The 15,924-nt window shown below is 54.7% G+C and carries 15 protein-coding genes; 9 read left to right on the top strand and 6 right to left on the bottom strand.

Annotated features, from left to right (window positions below):
- Window positions 1-86 precede the first annotated feature (86 nt).
- Window positions 87-407: a multidrug efflux SMR transporter gene (locus CPH65_RS09305; protein ID WP_096173226.1), complete on the top strand. Its 321-nt coding sequence runs from the start codon at window positions 87-89 to the stop codon at window positions 405-407.
- Window positions 408-419: 12 nt separating this feature from the next.
- On the opposite strand, the gene CPH65_RS09300 is transcribed toward CPH65_RS09305, so the two are convergent.
- A complete protein-coding gene (locus tag CPH65_RS09300) occupies window positions 420-1,064 on the bottom strand; it encodes a GntR family transcriptional regulator (RefSeq protein WP_244574580.1) in 645 nt (214 codons plus the stop codon).
- Between the two features lie 273 nt (window positions 1,065-1,337).
- Here CPH65_RS09300 and CPH65_RS09295 point away from each other — a divergent pair, with 273 nt between their 5' ends.
- The 4 genes from CPH65_RS09295 to CPH65_RS09280 all read left to right on the top strand — a co-directional run bounded on the left by CPH65_RS09295 (window position 1,338) and on the right by CPH65_RS09280 (window position 5,940).
- A complete protein-coding gene (locus tag CPH65_RS09295; RefSeq protein ID WP_096173224.1) occupies window positions 1,338-2,738 on the top strand; it encodes an NAD(P)H-dependent oxidoreductase in 1,401 nt (466 codons plus the stop codon).
- A 53-nt stretch (window positions 2,739-2,791) separates the two neighbouring features.
- Window positions 2,792-3,763: a tripartite tricarboxylate transporter substrate binding protein gene (locus CPH65_RS09290; protein ID WP_197703998.1), complete on the top strand. Its 972-nt coding sequence runs from the start codon at window positions 2,792-2,794 to the stop codon at window positions 3,761-3,763.
- A gap of 132 nt (window positions 3,764-3,895) precedes the next feature.
- On the top strand, window positions 3,896-4,375 hold the full coding sequence (locus tag CPH65_RS09285; protein WP_096173222.1) for a tripartite tricarboxylate transporter TctB family protein: 480 nt from the start codon (window positions 3,896-3,898) through the stop codon (window positions 4,373-4,375).
- Between the two features lie 56 nt (window positions 4,376-4,431).
- Complete coding sequence (locus CPH65_RS09280) at window positions 4,432-5,940, top strand: tripartite tricarboxylate transporter permease (protein ID WP_096173221.1); 1,509 nt, start codon at window positions 4,432-4,434, stop codon at window positions 5,938-5,940.
- A 19-nt stretch (window positions 5,941-5,959) separates the two neighbouring features.
- Here CPH65_RS09280 and CPH65_RS09275 read toward each other — a convergent pair whose 3' ends face one another.
- A complete protein-coding gene (locus tag CPH65_RS09275) occupies window positions 5,960-6,955 on the bottom strand; it encodes a LacI family DNA-binding transcriptional regulator (RefSeq protein WP_172891490.1) in 996 nt (331 codons plus the stop codon).
- 213 nt (window positions 6,956-7,168) lie between these two features.
- On the opposite strand from CPH65_RS09275, the gene ltnD reads away from it, so the two are divergent.
- The 4 genes from ltnD to CPH65_RS09255 all read left to right on the top strand — a co-directional run bounded on the left by ltnD (window position 7,169) and on the right by CPH65_RS09255 (window position 10,894).
- Entirely contained in the window at window positions 7,169-8,083 is a 915-nt protein-coding gene (ltnD, locus tag CPH65_RS09270; RefSeq protein WP_157747880.1) for an L-threonate dehydrogenase, read from the top strand.
- 128 nt (window positions 8,084-8,211) lie between these two features.
- Window positions 8,212-9,489 (top strand): 3-oxo-tetronate kinase, encoded by a 1,278-nt coding sequence (gene otnK, locus CPH65_RS09265; RefSeq protein WP_096173218.1) that lies wholly within the window; start codon window positions 8,212-8,214, stop codon window positions 9,487-9,489.
- Window positions 9,486-10,133: an aldolase gene (locus tag CPH65_RS09260; RefSeq protein WP_096173217.1), complete on the top strand. Its 648-nt coding sequence runs from the start codon at window positions 9,486-9,488 to the stop codon at window positions 10,131-10,133. The genes otnK and CPH65_RS09260 overlap by 4 nt, the downstream gene beginning before the upstream one ends.
- On the top strand, window positions 10,133-10,894 hold the full coding sequence (locus tag CPH65_RS09255) for a hydroxypyruvate isomerase family protein (RefSeq protein ID WP_096173216.1): 762 nt from the start codon (window positions 10,133-10,135) through the stop codon (window positions 10,892-10,894). The genes CPH65_RS09260 and CPH65_RS09255 overlap by 1 nt, the downstream gene beginning before the upstream one ends.
- 90 nt (window positions 10,895-10,984) lie before the next feature.
- On the opposite strand, the gene CPH65_RS09250 is transcribed toward CPH65_RS09255, so the two are convergent.
- The 4 genes from CPH65_RS09250 to CPH65_RS09235 all read right to left on the bottom strand — a co-directional run bounded on the left by CPH65_RS09250 (window position 10,985) and on the right by CPH65_RS09235 (window position 15,717).
- Window positions 10,985-11,917 (bottom strand): sugar phosphate isomerase/epimerase, encoded by a 933-nt coding sequence (locus CPH65_RS09250; RefSeq protein WP_096173215.1) that lies wholly within the window; start codon window positions 11,915-11,917, stop codon window positions 10,985-10,987.
- A gap of 81 nt (window positions 11,918-11,998) precedes the next feature.
- Window positions 11,999-12,976, bottom strand: a complete 978-nt coding sequence (gene denD / locus CPH65_RS09245) for a D-erythronate dehydrogenase (RefSeq protein WP_096173214.1) — start codon at window positions 12,974-12,976, stop codon at window positions 11,999-12,001.
- A 264-nt stretch (window positions 12,977-13,240) separates the two neighbouring features.
- Window positions 13,241-14,869: a TRAP transporter large permease subunit gene (locus tag CPH65_RS09240; protein ID WP_096173213.1), complete on the bottom strand. Its 1,629-nt coding sequence runs from the start codon at window positions 14,867-14,869 to the stop codon at window positions 13,241-13,243.
- Entirely contained in the window at window positions 14,869-15,717 is an 849-nt protein-coding gene (locus tag CPH65_RS09235) for a TRAP transporter small permease subunit (protein WP_096173212.1), read from the bottom strand. The genes CPH65_RS09240 and CPH65_RS09235 overlap by 1 nt, the downstream gene beginning before the upstream one ends.
- Window positions 15,718-15,924 lie beyond the last annotated feature (207 nt).

Genomic DNA, 15,924 nt, shown 5'->3' with positions numbered 1-15,924 from the left:
CCGATGTGAAGTCCTATTTCCACCCGTGAGGACGACCTCACCGATCTGGTTTTCATTCGGGACGGCCCGGCATAGAGGAAACAACCATGGCTTGGGTTTGTCTTTTTATTGCCGGCGTCTTGGAGACTGTTTGGGCTTTTTACATGAAGCAGTCCGACGGTTTTTCCCGCACCCTCCCGACCGCCATCACACTCATAACAATGACCGCCAGTTTCGGGCTGTTGTCTGTGGCGATGAAAACCCTCCCCCTCGGCACAGCCTATATGATTTGGACGGGCATCGGAGCGGTCGGCGCGTTTGTCGTCGGTATCGTCGTTCTGGAAGAAACCGTCACCCCTGCACGGGTTATTGCGGCGCTTCTTATCGTCAGCGGCATCATCATCATGAAACTGGCTAGCCCTGACTGAAGAACGATAAGATCACGGGGATGAGGCAGGGCGTATTTGCCCGTCTGCGATCAAGGCCTTTTGGGCAATTTTCCAGCCTGCAATGTGGTGTGCCTTGAGAATTTCTCTCAGCAAGGCCCCTTCCCGACGCTCTAGCGCGTCGAGGATCTGGGCATGTTCCTGCACGGCTCTTTTCCATCGAACCAGATCACGATTGCCTGCGAACCTGAAGCGCTTGATACGGGCACTTTCCGCGGCATAGATCCGCGACAAAGCCGTGTTTTTTGCTGCGTCTATGATCTTCTGGTGGATTTCCTGATTGATGTGGAAATATTCCATAAGCTCACGCTTTTCGAACGCTTCTATCATTTTTGCATTCAATTCAGCGATTTCCTCGATCTCTTCGGCCGAGGCACGCGTTGCAGCCTGTTCAGCGCCAATACTTTCAAGACCGATCAGGATTTCAAGGGCATCACGGACATCCTCTGTGCACAATTGAATGACGGTGGCGCCCGCATTGGGCCGAATGGAGACGAGCCCCTCACTCTCCAGAATTTTGAACGCTTCCCGCAAGGGCGTGCGGGATATGCCGAACTTTTCGGTCAAAACTCTTTCACTTATGCGCTCTCCCGGCGGTGTCTGGCCGCTCACAATAAGATCGCGAAGCAGATTGGCCATCAAGATCGATCTTTGCCCACGGGGCCAGTTTGCGATGACGTCAGGGGTTGGGGTGAGGTCGTTTAAATCCATAGGCTCCACTCGAATTGCATGCAGTCACACTAAAATAAGCGACTTTTTTCCGCAAGCCAATTGACAATCGCTATATTGCATGCAATTTTTTATGAAAGAACACGTTTTAGAGCGATCAGCTCCAAATTTTTCCAACATTGCGTGCAAATCGCACTTTATCACCGGAATACGTGTGCCAAAAGTGAAGTCTGAGGAACGCCGATGAATTACCATTCCTATTTCAAAGCCGACAGCAAGATAGTCGAAGCTTGTATCATTGGGACCGGCGGTTTCGGTCGAAGCCTGTTGGCTCAGGGGCTTCGGGTCCCACTTCTTGAAGTTCGCATCGGTGTGGACGTTACAGCTCAAAATGTCGTGGAAGCCATGATCGATGCAGGCGTGGATGAAGCCCAGATAGCTGTTTGCCATACAGCGCAAAGCGCGAAAGAGGCCTTTGAAAAAGGCGCCTTTATTGCCACAGATGACTTGGCCCATGTTGTCGACCTGCCCTTCTCGATTGCAGTGGAGGCAACAGGTCACCCGGTTCATGGTGCCCGTCATGCAGATCTGGCCATCAGAGCAGGCAAGCATGTGGCAATGGTTTCAAAAGAGGTGGATAGCGTTGTCGGAGCAGAACTTTCTGCGCGCGCCAAGGAAGCCGGGCTTGTGTTCACTCCAGTAGATGGCGATCAGCCAAGTTTGCTGATCGGGCTTATCACCTGGGCGCAACTGCTTGGTCTGGAAATCATTGCTGCCGGCAAGGCGAGCGAGTATGACTTTGTTTATGACCGAGCAAGCGGCACAATCGCGTGCAATGGTTCAACCTATGAAACGCCGCAATTCGCGCCCGTTGCGCGAATGGGGGATTCAGATATTCCGGCACTTGTGGAGTCTCGGGCAAAAGCGGCCAGCGCACTCCCTCAGAGGGCCGTTCCCGATCTGTGTGAGATGAGCATCGTTGCCAATGCCTGTGCAATGGATATTGATCGATCTGATTTCCATTGCCCGATTGCCCGCATCGACGAAGTGCCTTCAATTTTGTGCGGTGTTGAAGACGGAGGGATTCTGAGCAAAACAGGCGTTCTGGATGTCTTCCACTGCTTGCGAGAACCTGGAGAGATCAGTTTCGCAGGCGGCGTTTTCGTGATCGTCCGCTGCGAACATGCCGATACGTGGAGCATGTTGGCAGATAAGGGACATATCATTAGCCGCAACGCGCGCACAGCCATGCTGTTCCTGCCGCGCCATCTTCTCGGATTGGAGGCTGCGACATCCCTGTTGGAAGCGGGCCTGCTTGATCGGTCAAGCGGCGCAATGGAGCCCAAGCATTGCTTTGATCTTGTTGCCTTTGCTGATATCGATCTGGCAGAGGGGACATGCCTTGAAATGGGTGGTCATCACCATTCCATCAACGGCGTGTCTGCCCGACTGGTTCCCGCAGGTGCCTTGTCGGGCAACAGCCCCGCTCCATTTTACCTTGCCTCCAATCAACGATTGGCGCGTGCGGTAAAAGCAGGAGGCTACATCGTAATGGATGATTTAGAACCCTTCGACCCCACCCCACTTACCGAGATTCGCCAGGATCAGGACATTCGCTTCCATTCGCAAGGGCGGTCGTCCTGAGCTTAAATAACCTTGCATTCAATGACTTCAAAGTTCTAGGGAGGAACATGATCATGAAAAACCTTATGCGTAGCGCAGCATTCAGCTGTGCCTTGATTGGCCTTGCAGCAACAGCTCCGGCCATGGCCGGCGATGCGGCAAAGAGCTTTTCGCCAAAAGAGATTACGGCTTTCGTTGCAGCGGGCGCCGGTGGCGGCACTGACAACTTTGCCCGTCAGGTGCAGCCGAAATTGAAGGACATCTTTGACACCAACGTCATTGTGGTCAATCTGCCGGCAGCGTCCGGCGTCATGGCGCATCAGCGCACCGCGACCGGAAAAGCCAATGGTGAGGCCATTGATTTTGCGTCTTCCACCATCATCACCTCTCTTGCTGCAGGTCAGAATCCGATCGGCCTTGACATGCTGACACCGGTCGCCCGGATGCAGTCGGATGTGTTGACCCTCATGGTCAACCCCAAAAAATATGACTCGCTCGAAGCCTTTATGACATATGCCAAGGAAAACCCCGGCGAAGTCATCATTGGTGGAACGCATGCGGCAAGCCCGGATGGTATGGCGTTCCTCGCCTTCAAAGACGCCAGTGGTCTTGATATGCAGTTCATTCCTTACGATGAGGAAGGCAGCGTCGCAGCCAACGTGATGAGCGGCAATATTGATGGCCTGTTTAATGAGATCAGTGCTTCGCTCGGCTACATCGAAAGCGGCCACATGAAACCCGTCATGGTTCTGGCAGACGAACGACTGGCTGACTTCCCCGATGTTCCAACGACAGTTGAAAACGGCTGGGACATTACCTTCGGCAATGAGCGCGGTGTGTTTATCAACGCCAAAACTGACCCCGCAATCATCAAAGCTTATGAAAATGCACTGCGGGAAATCTACGATTCCGAGGCCTATCAGACCTATGAGGAAAAAGTGCAGTTGCACTATCGTGAAGGATGGCTAGGCAGCAAGGACTATCGCGCCGCTCTGGAAAAAAATCTTGAGCAATTCACGCGTTTGCTTGCTGAAAGCAAACAATAACAGCCCGTCAACAAGGCGGTGGAGGCAATCGAATGCGCCTCCATCGCCCTGCGGTCGAGCCTCAATTCTCCCGGGCCGACATGTGCAGGGCCACAGTCGGTCCGGGGGTACTAAACGACGGAGGAGCTTGGCATGATGAGAACGCTTAAAGCGCGCATGGTTTTGTTTTGTTTGATCGTTCTGGTGACAAGCCTCATGCTGCTTGTGCCAACAATGCAATTACCCAGCGGCAACGAAGTCACAACACGCATCGGCCCGCGCTTCTGGCCCTTCTGGATTCTCGCGCTTCTAGCAGCAGGTGCTGCGGTTCAGCTTGTTCTGTCACTCTTCAGCAATGCTTATGAAGAGCGGCCGAGCAAAAAAGAGCAAACGTCGAGCGACAAGCTGACCTGGTTGCAGGCCAATACTCATATCGTCGTCTTTGTGGCAACCATGATCTACCTCTATGCGATGACGCATTTTGGTTACCTGATAACCACACCGATTTTCGCATGTGTTGTGAGTTTTGCGCTCGGCGAGCGCAACATAAAACGATTGGCCCTGACGACGTTGGTCGCGGCGCTTATTGTTGCGGTTGTATTCGACTTTCTTCTTGAAATTCCGCTTCCTTGATTGAAGCGACCCGCTAAAGGCGTCCTTTTGAGCGCCTTTGGGAAAGGTAGTATCTGATGTTACAGGATCTTGTCGGGGGGTTCCTCGTCGTTATTCAGCCAGTCAACTTGCTCATTCTAATGACAGCCGTTTTCATCGGCTTCATTGGTGGTGCACTTCCTGGCATCAGCGGTGTCATTCTGGTTGTCATCCTCTTGCCTGTGACCTACGGCATGGATTCCACTGGCGCTTTCATGCTGTTAACAGCGATCTATGCGTCCAGTGTCTTTTCTGGCCTGATAACGTCCATTCTCTACCGGGCACCGGGCACGCCGGAAGCTGTTATGACAGCCATTGACGGCTATCCCATGACCCAAAAGGGCGAGGCTGGCAAGGCGCTTGGGATTGGCATTCTCAGCTCCGCATTCGGCGGGGTTGTCGGAACGATTGTTCTGATTTTTGCAACGCCGATCCTTGCCGGAGTTGCCCTTCAGTTTTCTTCACCCGAATTCTTTGCGCTCGCGGTTCTTGGATTGTCGGTTGTTGCCTCACTTGGAGGCAATCTGCTGCTCGGTATTATGGGCGTACTGCTGGGGCTGTTCGTGTCCACCATTGGCATCGACCCTCTGACCGGAACCATACGCTATACCTTCGGCAATCTTCATTTGATGGGCGGGATCAACCTCATTCCGGTCATCATCGGCTTGTTCGCGATCTCGGAAGTTCTGAAACGGTGTCAGGAGCGACAGGTTCATTTGCCTGCAAAGAAAATCTCCATCACCATTTTTGACCGTGGCGTGATGCGTGAAATTCGAAGCACATTGGCCCGTTCGTCTATTCTTGGTGTCTTGATCGGCATTCTTCCCGGGATTGGCGCAAGCACCGCTGCAATGGTCAGCTACGGTGAAGCCGTGCGTTGGTCCAAGGATCCCAGCCGGTTCGGAAAAGGCGCTGCAGAAGGGGTTGCCGCCCCGGAAGCAGCCAACAACGCCGCCGCCATGGGGGCTTTGGTTCCGCTGTTCGCGCTTGGTATCCCCGGCAGTGGGGTAACCGCGATTATTCTGGGGGCATTCATCATTCACGGGCTCCAGCCCGGCCCCTTGTTCATGAGCGGCAACACGGATCTGATCTATGCAGTCTTTGTCGGTCTGCTCATCGTCAACCTGATGATCCTGGTCATCTCCAAGCCCTTTATCGCCATTCTCTCGAAACTTTTGGACATTCCCTATTCTGCCCTTGGGCCGATCATCGTCATTTGCTGTATCGTTGGCACCTACTCCGTCCAGAACGCGATTACCGATGTTTGGTTGATGCTTGGCTTCGGGGTTGTCGGTTTCCTGCTCGAAAAGATCAATTTTCCATTGGTCTCGGTCATTCTCGGGGTCGTCCTTGGCCCTATCGCAGAGAGTGAACTGCGCCGGTCCCTTGGTATGTCCCATGGCGATCCGAGCATTTTCATCGAACGACCGATCAGCGCGACTTTGCTTGTCATCGCGGTCGGACTTGTGGCGTTTTCCATCATTCGACCGATTATCGCACGGCGTCGCGCACACCTTGAGGAAAATACGAACAGTGGTGCAGCTTAAATGAGCTGCACCCTCAGGCTCAGGCGCTTTCGCGGGGGACCAGTTCCGACTTCAGATCAAGAACCCGCGGAATGCCTTCCTTTCTCTTGATCGCATCAAGAGCATATTGCGCCGTTTTCTCGCCGATCAAACCGCGCGGGGTTCGCGTGGTGGTCAAGCGGGGCGTGATCTGCCGCCCAAGAGGAATGTCGTTGAACCCGGCAATTGCCAACTGATCGGGAACGGAAATCCCGAGCCGAGCACACAGCAGGAGAGCAGAAATCGCCAGATCATCGTTGCTGAAATAGATGCAATCGAGGCCGTCTTTGGCGTTCACCATGCTTTGAAAGACATCTTGCGTGAGGACACCTTCCGGCTCATCGATATTGAACAGCGAAGGCTCGATGAAGCCATTTGCTTGAAGCGTATCCCTGAAGCCGACGAAACGCTTGTAGGCCCTCGTGTCCATGTTGAGCTGATTGCCGCAAAAGGCAAAACGCTTGTACCCGCGCCCGATGAGATATCGGGCCATATCGGCACCAGCCAGAAAGTGATCGAATCCGACAGCAAGATCGATAGGGTCTTCAGTCAGATCCATCATTTCCACCACAGGAAACCCTGCATTCTTCAATTGCAGTTTCGACTGCTCCGTGTGATCGACGCCCGACAGGATGAACGCAGCCGGAGACCAGGCCATCAACGCGGCAATGGCCTTTTCTTCCTGATCAAGGGAATAGTCGGTGTTGAAAAGCATCATCTGAAAACCCGCTTCCAGCAGCAGCGGCTGGGCATGGGCAACAATGTCCGCAAAGACACTGTTCGATATCGAGGGAATGATCATCGGAATGATCAATGAGGACTTGGCGGATAGCATGGAGGCCATCTGATTGGGCACATAGCCCATCTCGGCGGCAACCTTGCGCACTCTCTCGCGGGTTTCCGCCGCAACGTCAGAATGCTCTCTCAAGGCTCTGGATGCGGTCATCTTGCTGACAGCGGCAGCTTTGGCCACATCCAGTAATGTCACTCTCGGCATGATCGACCTGTGTCCTTGCTGGCGAAAACCCTCTGGTTTTCTAGTGATTGCGTCACTCGATGCCCTGTGTGCACCCGCATTTGATCTTGACAGAGTAGCGTCTTCGATCCAATATTCTGTTATCGGTAACGGTATCGATATCGGTACCGATACCAACTTGATTACATTACAAACACTCTTCGGAGTTGGCAAGGCAATTTGCCAAATACTGGAATTGCTGGAGGAAGGAATACCAAGATGAAGGTAGCAGCAATCGGTCTCGGTTCCATGGGCTACGGCATGGCACAAAGCCTGATACGGGCGGGGCATGACACTTACGGATATGATATCGTGCCTGAGCGGATGCAAAGCCTTGTCGATGAGGGCGGAAAGTCTGCAGAGCTCGCCGATATCGCCCCCGACCTTGACGCGGCCGTACTGATTGTTCTCAACGCAGCACAGACCGAGGCAGTCCTCGTCGGCGACGAGGGCATTCTTTCCAAACTCAAGAAAGGCGCAGTCGTTATGTCCTGCGCGACCGTTGCGCCGGATTTCGCGCGCTCAATGGAAGCGAAATGTGCTGAGGTCGGTGTCCATTACGTGGACGCACCGATTTCAGGAGGCGCGATCAAAGCGGCACAAGGCCAGCTCTCCATCCTGTCGTCAGCGACCCCGGCTGCCTATGCCGCTGCAGAAGCGCTACTCGATGCCACTGCAGAAACGGTTTTCCGGTTGGGAGACAGCGCAGGCGCAGGCTCCGCAATGAAAGCAGTCAACCAGATGCTGGCGGGGATTCACATCGCAGCAATGGGCGAAGCCATCACCTTCGGCATGACGCAAGGGGTTGATCCGGCAAGTTTTGTCGAGGTCATTTCCAAATGCGCAGGCACCAGCTGGATGCTCGAGAACCGCGCGCCTCATATTGTTGCTGGCGATTATACCCCCCACTCCGCAATCAACATCTGGCTGAAGGATCTGGGCATTGTCCTCGACATTGCCAAGGGTGCCAAATTCGGCGCTCCGATCACCGCGGCAGCTCTGCAACAATATCTTGCGGCAGCGGGCACAGGCCTCGGCATGGAAGACGACGCGGCCGTTGCCAAGGTCTACGCCCGCAATGCAGGCATCACCCTGCCCGGCATGGACTGATCTGCAAGGCCGACCACTACACGAAATTGGGCGAACAGTCCGCGTTTGTTGATCGACCCTAGATCAGCTTTCCCAAAGACGGCTCGCCCACACTCAATCAAAGCCATTATGCCCAGGAGGATATGCCAATGGGAACCTTGCTTGGCTGCATAGCCGATGATTTTACAGGAGCAACAGATCTGGCCGGTCTGTTGGCACGCTCTGGGGTGAAAGTATCCCTGCGGATGGGCGTGCCATCGGAAGAGCCAACGGACGCGACGACATTCGAAGTCATCGCCTTGAAATGCAGAACTGCACCGTTTGATGAAGCCCTGCCGGAAGTACGCGCAGCCTACGACTGGCTGAAACGGGCTGGTGCAACGCACTTCTTCTGGAAATACTGCTCGACTTTTGATTCCACAGCTAAGGGCAACATCGGCCCGATTGCCGAAGCCCTGATGGAAGAAATCGGCACCGATCAGACGATCTATTGCCCGGCATTCCCCGAGAACGGCCGCTCGATCTTCATGGGCAACCTGTTTGTCGGTGAACAGCCCATTGCCGAGAGTCCGATGAAGGACCATCCCCTCACTCCCATGCGCGACAGCAACCTGATGCGTTTGCTTGAGCCGCAAGTAACCAAACCGGTCGGGCTTGCCAATCGGCTCTGTGTTGCCAAGGGCCCCGAGGCGATCAAGGCACGGCTTGAAGAACTGCGCAAAGACGGCGTTGCCCATGTGGTGATTGATGCTGTGGCCAATGAGGATCTCTACCTCATCGCCGAAGCCTGTCAAGACATGCCCCTTCTGACTGGCGGCAGCGCCATCGCGATGCCTCTGCCAGATTTGTATTTGCAACAGGGTGTACTGTCTGCGGATGAAGCAAAGACGCAAGTGCCCGACTTGGCAAAAACAGCGATTGTCCTGTCCGGCTCCTGCTCCGCCAAGACCCGCGCGCAGGTCGCCGCTTACAGCGAAGCAGCCCCGAGCTATCGGCTCGATCCGCTGGATCTGGACGAAAACGGTCCGGAAAAGGCTTTGGAATGGCTTGCGGCGCAGGATCTGGCAAAAGCTCCGCTGATTTATGCTTCAGCAGAACCGGATCAGGTCAGGATCGCTCAGGAAAAACTCGGCACGATGCAAGCAGGCGCAATCGTCGAAGACGCCTTGGCAAAACTCGCCGTCGCTGCACGCGATCAGGGAGCGGAACGCTTCATCGTTGCCGGCGGCGAGACATCGGGCGCCGTAACCAAAGCCCTTGACGTCACCACTCTGGATGTGAGCGCCGAGATCTCCCCCGGTGTGCCCTGGTCCTTCTGCAACACGGGCGGCAAGACAATCGCACTGACGCTAAAGTCAGGCAACTTCGGTGACGTTCGCTTCTTTGACGATGCACTCCGCAAGCTAGAGGAGATCGAAGGTCAATGAGCGAAGAAGCACAATTGCGCGAGCTGATGTGCCTGCTGGCCAAGTCGATGTTTGATCGCGGTCTGACCGGCGGCTCAACCGGCAACATCTCCGCACGTACGTCCGATGGCGGCCTTCTGGTTTCGCCATCCGGTTCTTGCTTTGGCCGACTGGATCCGGCCAGACTGAGCCGGTTTGATGCCAAAGGGATGCTGGTCAGCGGTGACAAGCCGACCAAGGAAATGCCTCTGCATTCCGCCTTCTATGACACACGCTCAACCGCCGGTGCCGTGGTGCATTTGCACTCTTGCCATTCGGTCGCTCTTTCCATGATGCCGGAAGCCGACGAAGATGACTTCCTGCCCCATCTCACACCCTACGCCATCATGAAACTCGGCAAGGTCAAGCTTCTGCCGTTCTTCATGCCAGGGGACGCCGCAATCGGTGATGCGGTCAAGGGATTGGCAGGCAAACGCTCTGCCGTGATGCTTGCAAATCATGGTCCGGTTGTCGCGGCAAAGGACGTTGAAGCCGCGTGCAATGCAATCGAGGAGTTGGAGGATACCGCCCGGCTCGCAATATTGACCAGAGGCCATAGCCCAAGAGGCCTGAGCGAGACGCAGGTGCAGAATCTGGTTACCAAATTCAATGTGGAGTGGGAGTGATGACACAATTTTCTGCCAACCTCGGCTTTCTCTGGAGCGACCTATCGTTGCCTGACGCCATTCGCGCTGCGAAAGCTGCCGGTTTTGATGCCGTCGAGTGTCACTGGCCCTTTGAGGTGCCTGCTGAAGACGTAAAAGCCGCCCTAGATGAAACGGGCCTCATCATGCTTGGCCTCAACACGATCAGAGGCGATGTGGCCTCGGGCGACAATGGCACGGCGGCCATCCCGGGACGGGAACAGGAAGCCCGTGCGGCCATTGATCAGGCGCTTGACTACGCCGCCCGCATTGGCACGCCAAATGTCCATGTCATGGCAGGTTTTGCAGGAGGCCCGAAGGCGCACGCGACCTTCATCTCCAATTTGACATATGCCTGCGAGCAAGCCTTGAAACACGGCATCACGATCTTGATCGAGCCCCTCAATCACTATGATGCGCCGAACTATTTTCTGGCCACATCAGAGCAGGCAAAAGCGATCATCCTTGAGGTCGGCGCGCCCAATCTCAAGCTGATGTTCGACTGCTATCATCTGCAGATCATGGAAGGGGATCTTGTCAGGAGACTGGAAAAGATGCTGCCTTTGACCGGGCATATTCAGTTCGCGTCTGTTCCGGATCGGGGGACACCAGATCATGGGGAAGTGAATTACAATTTCATTTTCGAGATGACAGAGAAACTGGGTTGGACTGCGCCGCTTGGTGCTGAATACAAGCCCGGCAACACCCCAACGGACCAGACCTTGGGCTGGCTCAAAAAGTAATCCCGCAAAGGTACCGACAAAAGAAAAGCCTTGCCGATCAGATGATCGGCAAGGCTTTTCTCGTTTCTTGGCTATGTTAGCCACGCAACATCAGTCGCGCGGCAGAATGCGCCGAAGTGTCTGCAGGTTCTTGCCGCAGACCGACAGCCCGTCGCCGCCATAGTTTTCCAGAAGGATCGGGCTCGAAAAGCCCTCGGCCAATGCCATCCGGATGGCTTCGCGATAATTGATCACACCGAACTCGAGGGGAACCGGCGCCGTTGCAAAGGTTCCATTCTCGGGATCCTCATCGCGGATGTAGTTCTTTACATGCCAGTATTTCATGAAAGGAGCGACCTTGGCGAGCATGACGTCCCATTTCTCCATGGGACGATGTAGCCGCACAAGGTTGCCAATATCGGCACAGATACCCACATTATCGCGATCCACATCGGTGACGAAGCGAACAGCGCTGTCCGGCGTGCCGATATAGGTGTCTTCATACATCTCCATCGCGATGTCGATGCCGACTTCCTTTGCATGGTCGGCCAACTCACGGATCCGGTTCACGGCAAGCTGCCATGTCTCCGGATCATCGGGATTGCTGTAGCCTTCGGCGAGCCAGAACCACAGCATCTTTTGCTGAGCTGGCAAGATGGGACCAAAGAGCCCAAAGGCCACTTCCTTAGCGCCCAGGTCGGCAGCCGTGTCGAGGAAACGGTGGCAATAGGCCAGCATCTCATCCCCCACATCCTTGTCGATCACGCATTTACGCGATGTCGACATTGCCGGAATGGTCAACCCGGCTTCCTTGACGACAGCCTTGAAGTCTTCAAGGCGTGATGTCTCAAGATCAGCAACCCGCATCCAGCTATCAGTCGGATCAAGCTCGGTGAATCCTTCGTCGGCAATCAGGGCCAACGTTTCAGCCCACGCCTCGGCTGGCGCATCCTGAACGAGAGTGCCATCAGGCAACACCGGAGAAAAGGGGATCATCGCACAGGCAATCGGCCAATTATCGCGCGTCCATCTGTACTTGCTCATAATATTCGCTTCCTTTAGTGGAATCTGGTCAAAGGGTGGGTCGCAGGCCAGTCAAGACCTGCGCTCCAAGCGTCTTCAGGGTTAGGCGTAGGCTTTCTTGTAAGCGGTGATGAGATCATCAAAATGCGCGTCAGGCTTGAAGCCCAGGGCTTCAGCTTCCGGCGTCGTGATGGACCCCGGCCATGTGGCAACAATGGCTTCGATCTTGGCATCCGGCTGGTCCTTGACCAACGCAGCCACATCATCTCCTGCAATGGCGCGCAGCCCGCCGATCATTTCCTCAACACTGACACTGAGGCCAGGCAAGGTGATGGCGCCGCGATCCCCAAGCACGTCCTGCTTCAGAGAAATCGCATGAACAACCGACCCTACCGCCATATCAGGCGATCCGAGGTGAAGACGGATGGAGCGCGATACTGGCAAAATCGCTTCTTGCCCTGCCAGAGGCTCGCGAATGATGCCACTTGCAAAACTGGAAGCCGCGCTGTTCGGTTTACCGGGGCGAACGGCGATGGTCGGGAAACGGATTGTTCTGCCGCGTACGAACCCTTTTCGGCTGGCATCGCGCACAAGATATTCACCCACGACCTTCTCCATCCCGTAGGAAGAGAGCGGCATCGGCGTGCATGACTCGTCAATTCCCGCATTGCCTTCGCAGCTGAAGACGGCAATCGATGACGTGAAGACCAGAACCGGGGGCTTGGGCTGTGCCCGGCAGCAGTCGATGAGGGAACGCAATGCGTCGACATTGACCTTCATACCCAGATCAAAGTCAGCTTCGGCAGCCGAACTGACGACAGCGGCCAGATGCAGGATGATATCAGGTGCGATGTCCTTGATCTTGGCCACCATGGCCGGATCCGTGAGGTCACCAGCCAGCGCTTCGACCGCGTCGAACTCATCGGCCAAACCCTGCACTGCATCGCCAAAAAGATCGCAGGCATAGACGGTGGTGACGGGAGCTTCCACACCATCCACAGTGATTGTCCCAAGCTCGATTAGCTTTCGCACAACGCGCTGACCAACAAATCCCCCTGCCCCAGTGACAAGAATTTTCATTTTAATTTCTCCATAAATCGAGAGTTTTCTCACATGCCTATTCACGGCCGCGGTCTTGCGGCATGAAGCGAGGCAGAATTGAACTACAGACAGACAAAGCCAGACGGTTTGTTAAGCAAAGGCCGCTCTCGTGAAAGCCGTTCGGTGATGATCAGTCGTTTTGCCTTGAACAGTGGGCGTCACTTGCATCGGTTCGCCCGGATGCTCTTGGCGTGGATTTCGATGTTGGCCAGTTGCGGCCAACATCTGATTTTGAGCCCTGCCCTAGAGCAGGATGGTTACAATTTCAGGCCAGATCAGAAGAACGGAGATCGCCACAAGCTGCACACCGATGAAGGGTAAGAACCCTTTGAAGATATCGGTCAGGGAGATGTGTTCAGGCGCAACCGACTTGAGATAGAAGGCCGCCGTCCCGAAGGGTGGTGAGAGGAAACTCACCTGCATGTTCATACAGAACAGAACCCCGAACCAGATCGACACCTGCGAAGGATTGAGCTGACCAATGAACCCGATCTCTTCAACAGGGATGCGCTGCACGATCGGCAGGAAGACGGGGATGATCAGCAGAACGATCCCGACCCAATCCATGAACGCACCCATAAACAGCAGGATGAGCATCATCGTCAGAAGGATCACCATCGTGGGCATTTCGGAGCCGACGATCAGGTCTGCAATGTAGCGAGGGCCACCTGACAAGGTATAGGCCCCTGCAAGAGCAGCAGCACCGATCGTCACCCACAGGATCGTGCCTGTCGATTTCATGGTTCGCATCATCGAATCCCACAGAAGACCGACGGATGCCTCCCCGCGGATCAATGCAAACACGAAGACTGCAAAGGCACCCATTCCAGCCGCTTCGGTAATACCGGTAATACCACCGTAAATGGATCCAAGCACAACACTGATGACGGCGAAGGGTGGCACCAGTCCTTTGCCGTGTTTCCAGCCCCTTGCAGACCTTTCACGACCGAAGACAAACAACACCAGCACAACACCCAGAATAACCAGACCGGCAAGCCAGGGAACATGCCAAGCCATGCCCAGTGGAATGGGGTCAACATTTTCACCGAAATTGGCATTCTGCCCCGTGACCGTGAAGAACAGTGCACGCAAAAACAGCAAGCCGCAGACACCTGACATCAGCATCGACAGGAAGGCCGCGAACATGCTCAATTTTTCAAGCCCGGTGGGATCACCCGGCTTGCGTTCCGGCAAGGGAGCGTCTTCAGGGTAAAGCTGGGTTCTGATGATGATATAAAGAATGATCATCGAGGCAAGCATGAAACCGGGCAGGAATGCAGCTGTGAAAAGAGCCTTGATCGAGGTTTCCGTGATGAGCCCGTACATGATCAGCACGATCGACGGAGGGATCATGGTTCCCAGCGTTCCCGAGGCACAGATCGTCCCAACCGCAAGAGATTGATTGTAGCCAAGGCGTAGCATTTGCGGCAGAGCGATGAGGCCCAGAAGGACCACCTCCCCGCCAACAATCCCCGACATGGCCGCCATGATCACAGCCATCAGGGACGTCACGATGGCAACACCGCCGCGCACGCTGGAGAGCCAATAATCAAGCGCCTTGTACATCTCCTTTGCAATGCCGGAGCGCTCCAGCAAAGCGGCCATGAAGATGAACAACGGAACGGAAATCATGACATAGTCTGTCAGAAGCCCGAAAACCTTCTGCGTGAGAATATACAGAGGCCCCGTACCGGGTCGCCCGGTGAGAATTCCGTCGCCAAAGGTGAGCGGATTGAGCAGCAATGAGGGCTCGAACTTCATGATCATGACCAGAACGGCCAAGAAGAATGAGGCAAAAGCCAGAGGTACGCCGATGGCAAGCAACAGGCACATACCTATGACAAGGATCAATGAGATAGTTCCGACGTCCATTATTGAACTCCAACATTGCGTTTGAGGGCATCAATTTCTTCTTGATCGACTTGTTCTGCGGCGCTGTGGAGGACTTTGACTTCATTCCAGTCGGAGAAGATGTTGATCACTGACTGAAGCGCGATCAGGGTGATCACGATCAGAATTGCAGGCAGCACAGTGGCCGGAAGCGGGGGGTCGAAGGCGGTGCCATACATTTCCCACTTGTAGAACTTGTTCACGAAAACCTGGATGTAGCTGCCGTAGACAAGGAAGAATGCGGGAATACAGACAATGATGACGGCAATAACATCCAGAATCCGCTGAGTTCTGCGAGACAGCATGTCATAGAGCAGGAAGATGCGGATGTGGCAGCGCTGCTGCATGGCATAAAGGCCGGAGAACAGAAAGACGAAACAGGCCAGCCATTGCGTCATCTCGTTGGCCCACAGCGTCGGCGCTTCGAAAACGTACCGAAGGAAGACCTCATAGAGCATGATGCAGCTCATCGCGATTATCAAAATCATGGTAATGCGCGAAATGAAAAGCGTCGGGCGGTCTATCTGGCGCCAGTGCTTGAACTCGTTGTGCGCGATCCTGACGGTCAGGCTTCCCCAGACGAAAAGAACCGGTATAAGCACCATCGCAAGCCAGTCGATGGCGTCCGCATAGCCTCCAAACAATCCGGGCAATCCGGGGGAGACGTCTTTTCTCTCGTGAAGTTGTCTCAGAATTTCAACGAGGCTTTGGTTATCGGGCGGATAGAGGTCGAGGATGAATGCTGGCATATGCCAGATGACCCAACCCGCACAAATCAAGAATGCGGAAGGGATAATCCATTCCCGCAGTTCTCCAGTTGACTCTCGCATAACCTTTCCTCCCTATGCGACTTCACTAAAAAATGGAACTGTGATTGGACCCAGACACATAATGGACACGGCGCAGAGCCGGTAGGTGGCTCATGCCGCAGACAAAATCAGACCATTATGGATATTTGCTAATCGGCAGAACCGATCTAGAGCACCCCAAAACCAATTGGGTTCAAGAGCCTCCTCCCAGATATTCAATCAGCTCGG

It is taken from the genome of Cohaesibacter sp. ES.047 (genome assembly GCF_900215505.1).
Lineage (GTDB): Bacteria > Pseudomonadota > Alphaproteobacteria > Rhizobiales > Cohaesibacteraceae > Cohaesibacter.
This window is presented reverse-complemented; position numbering and strand designations above follow the sequence as displayed.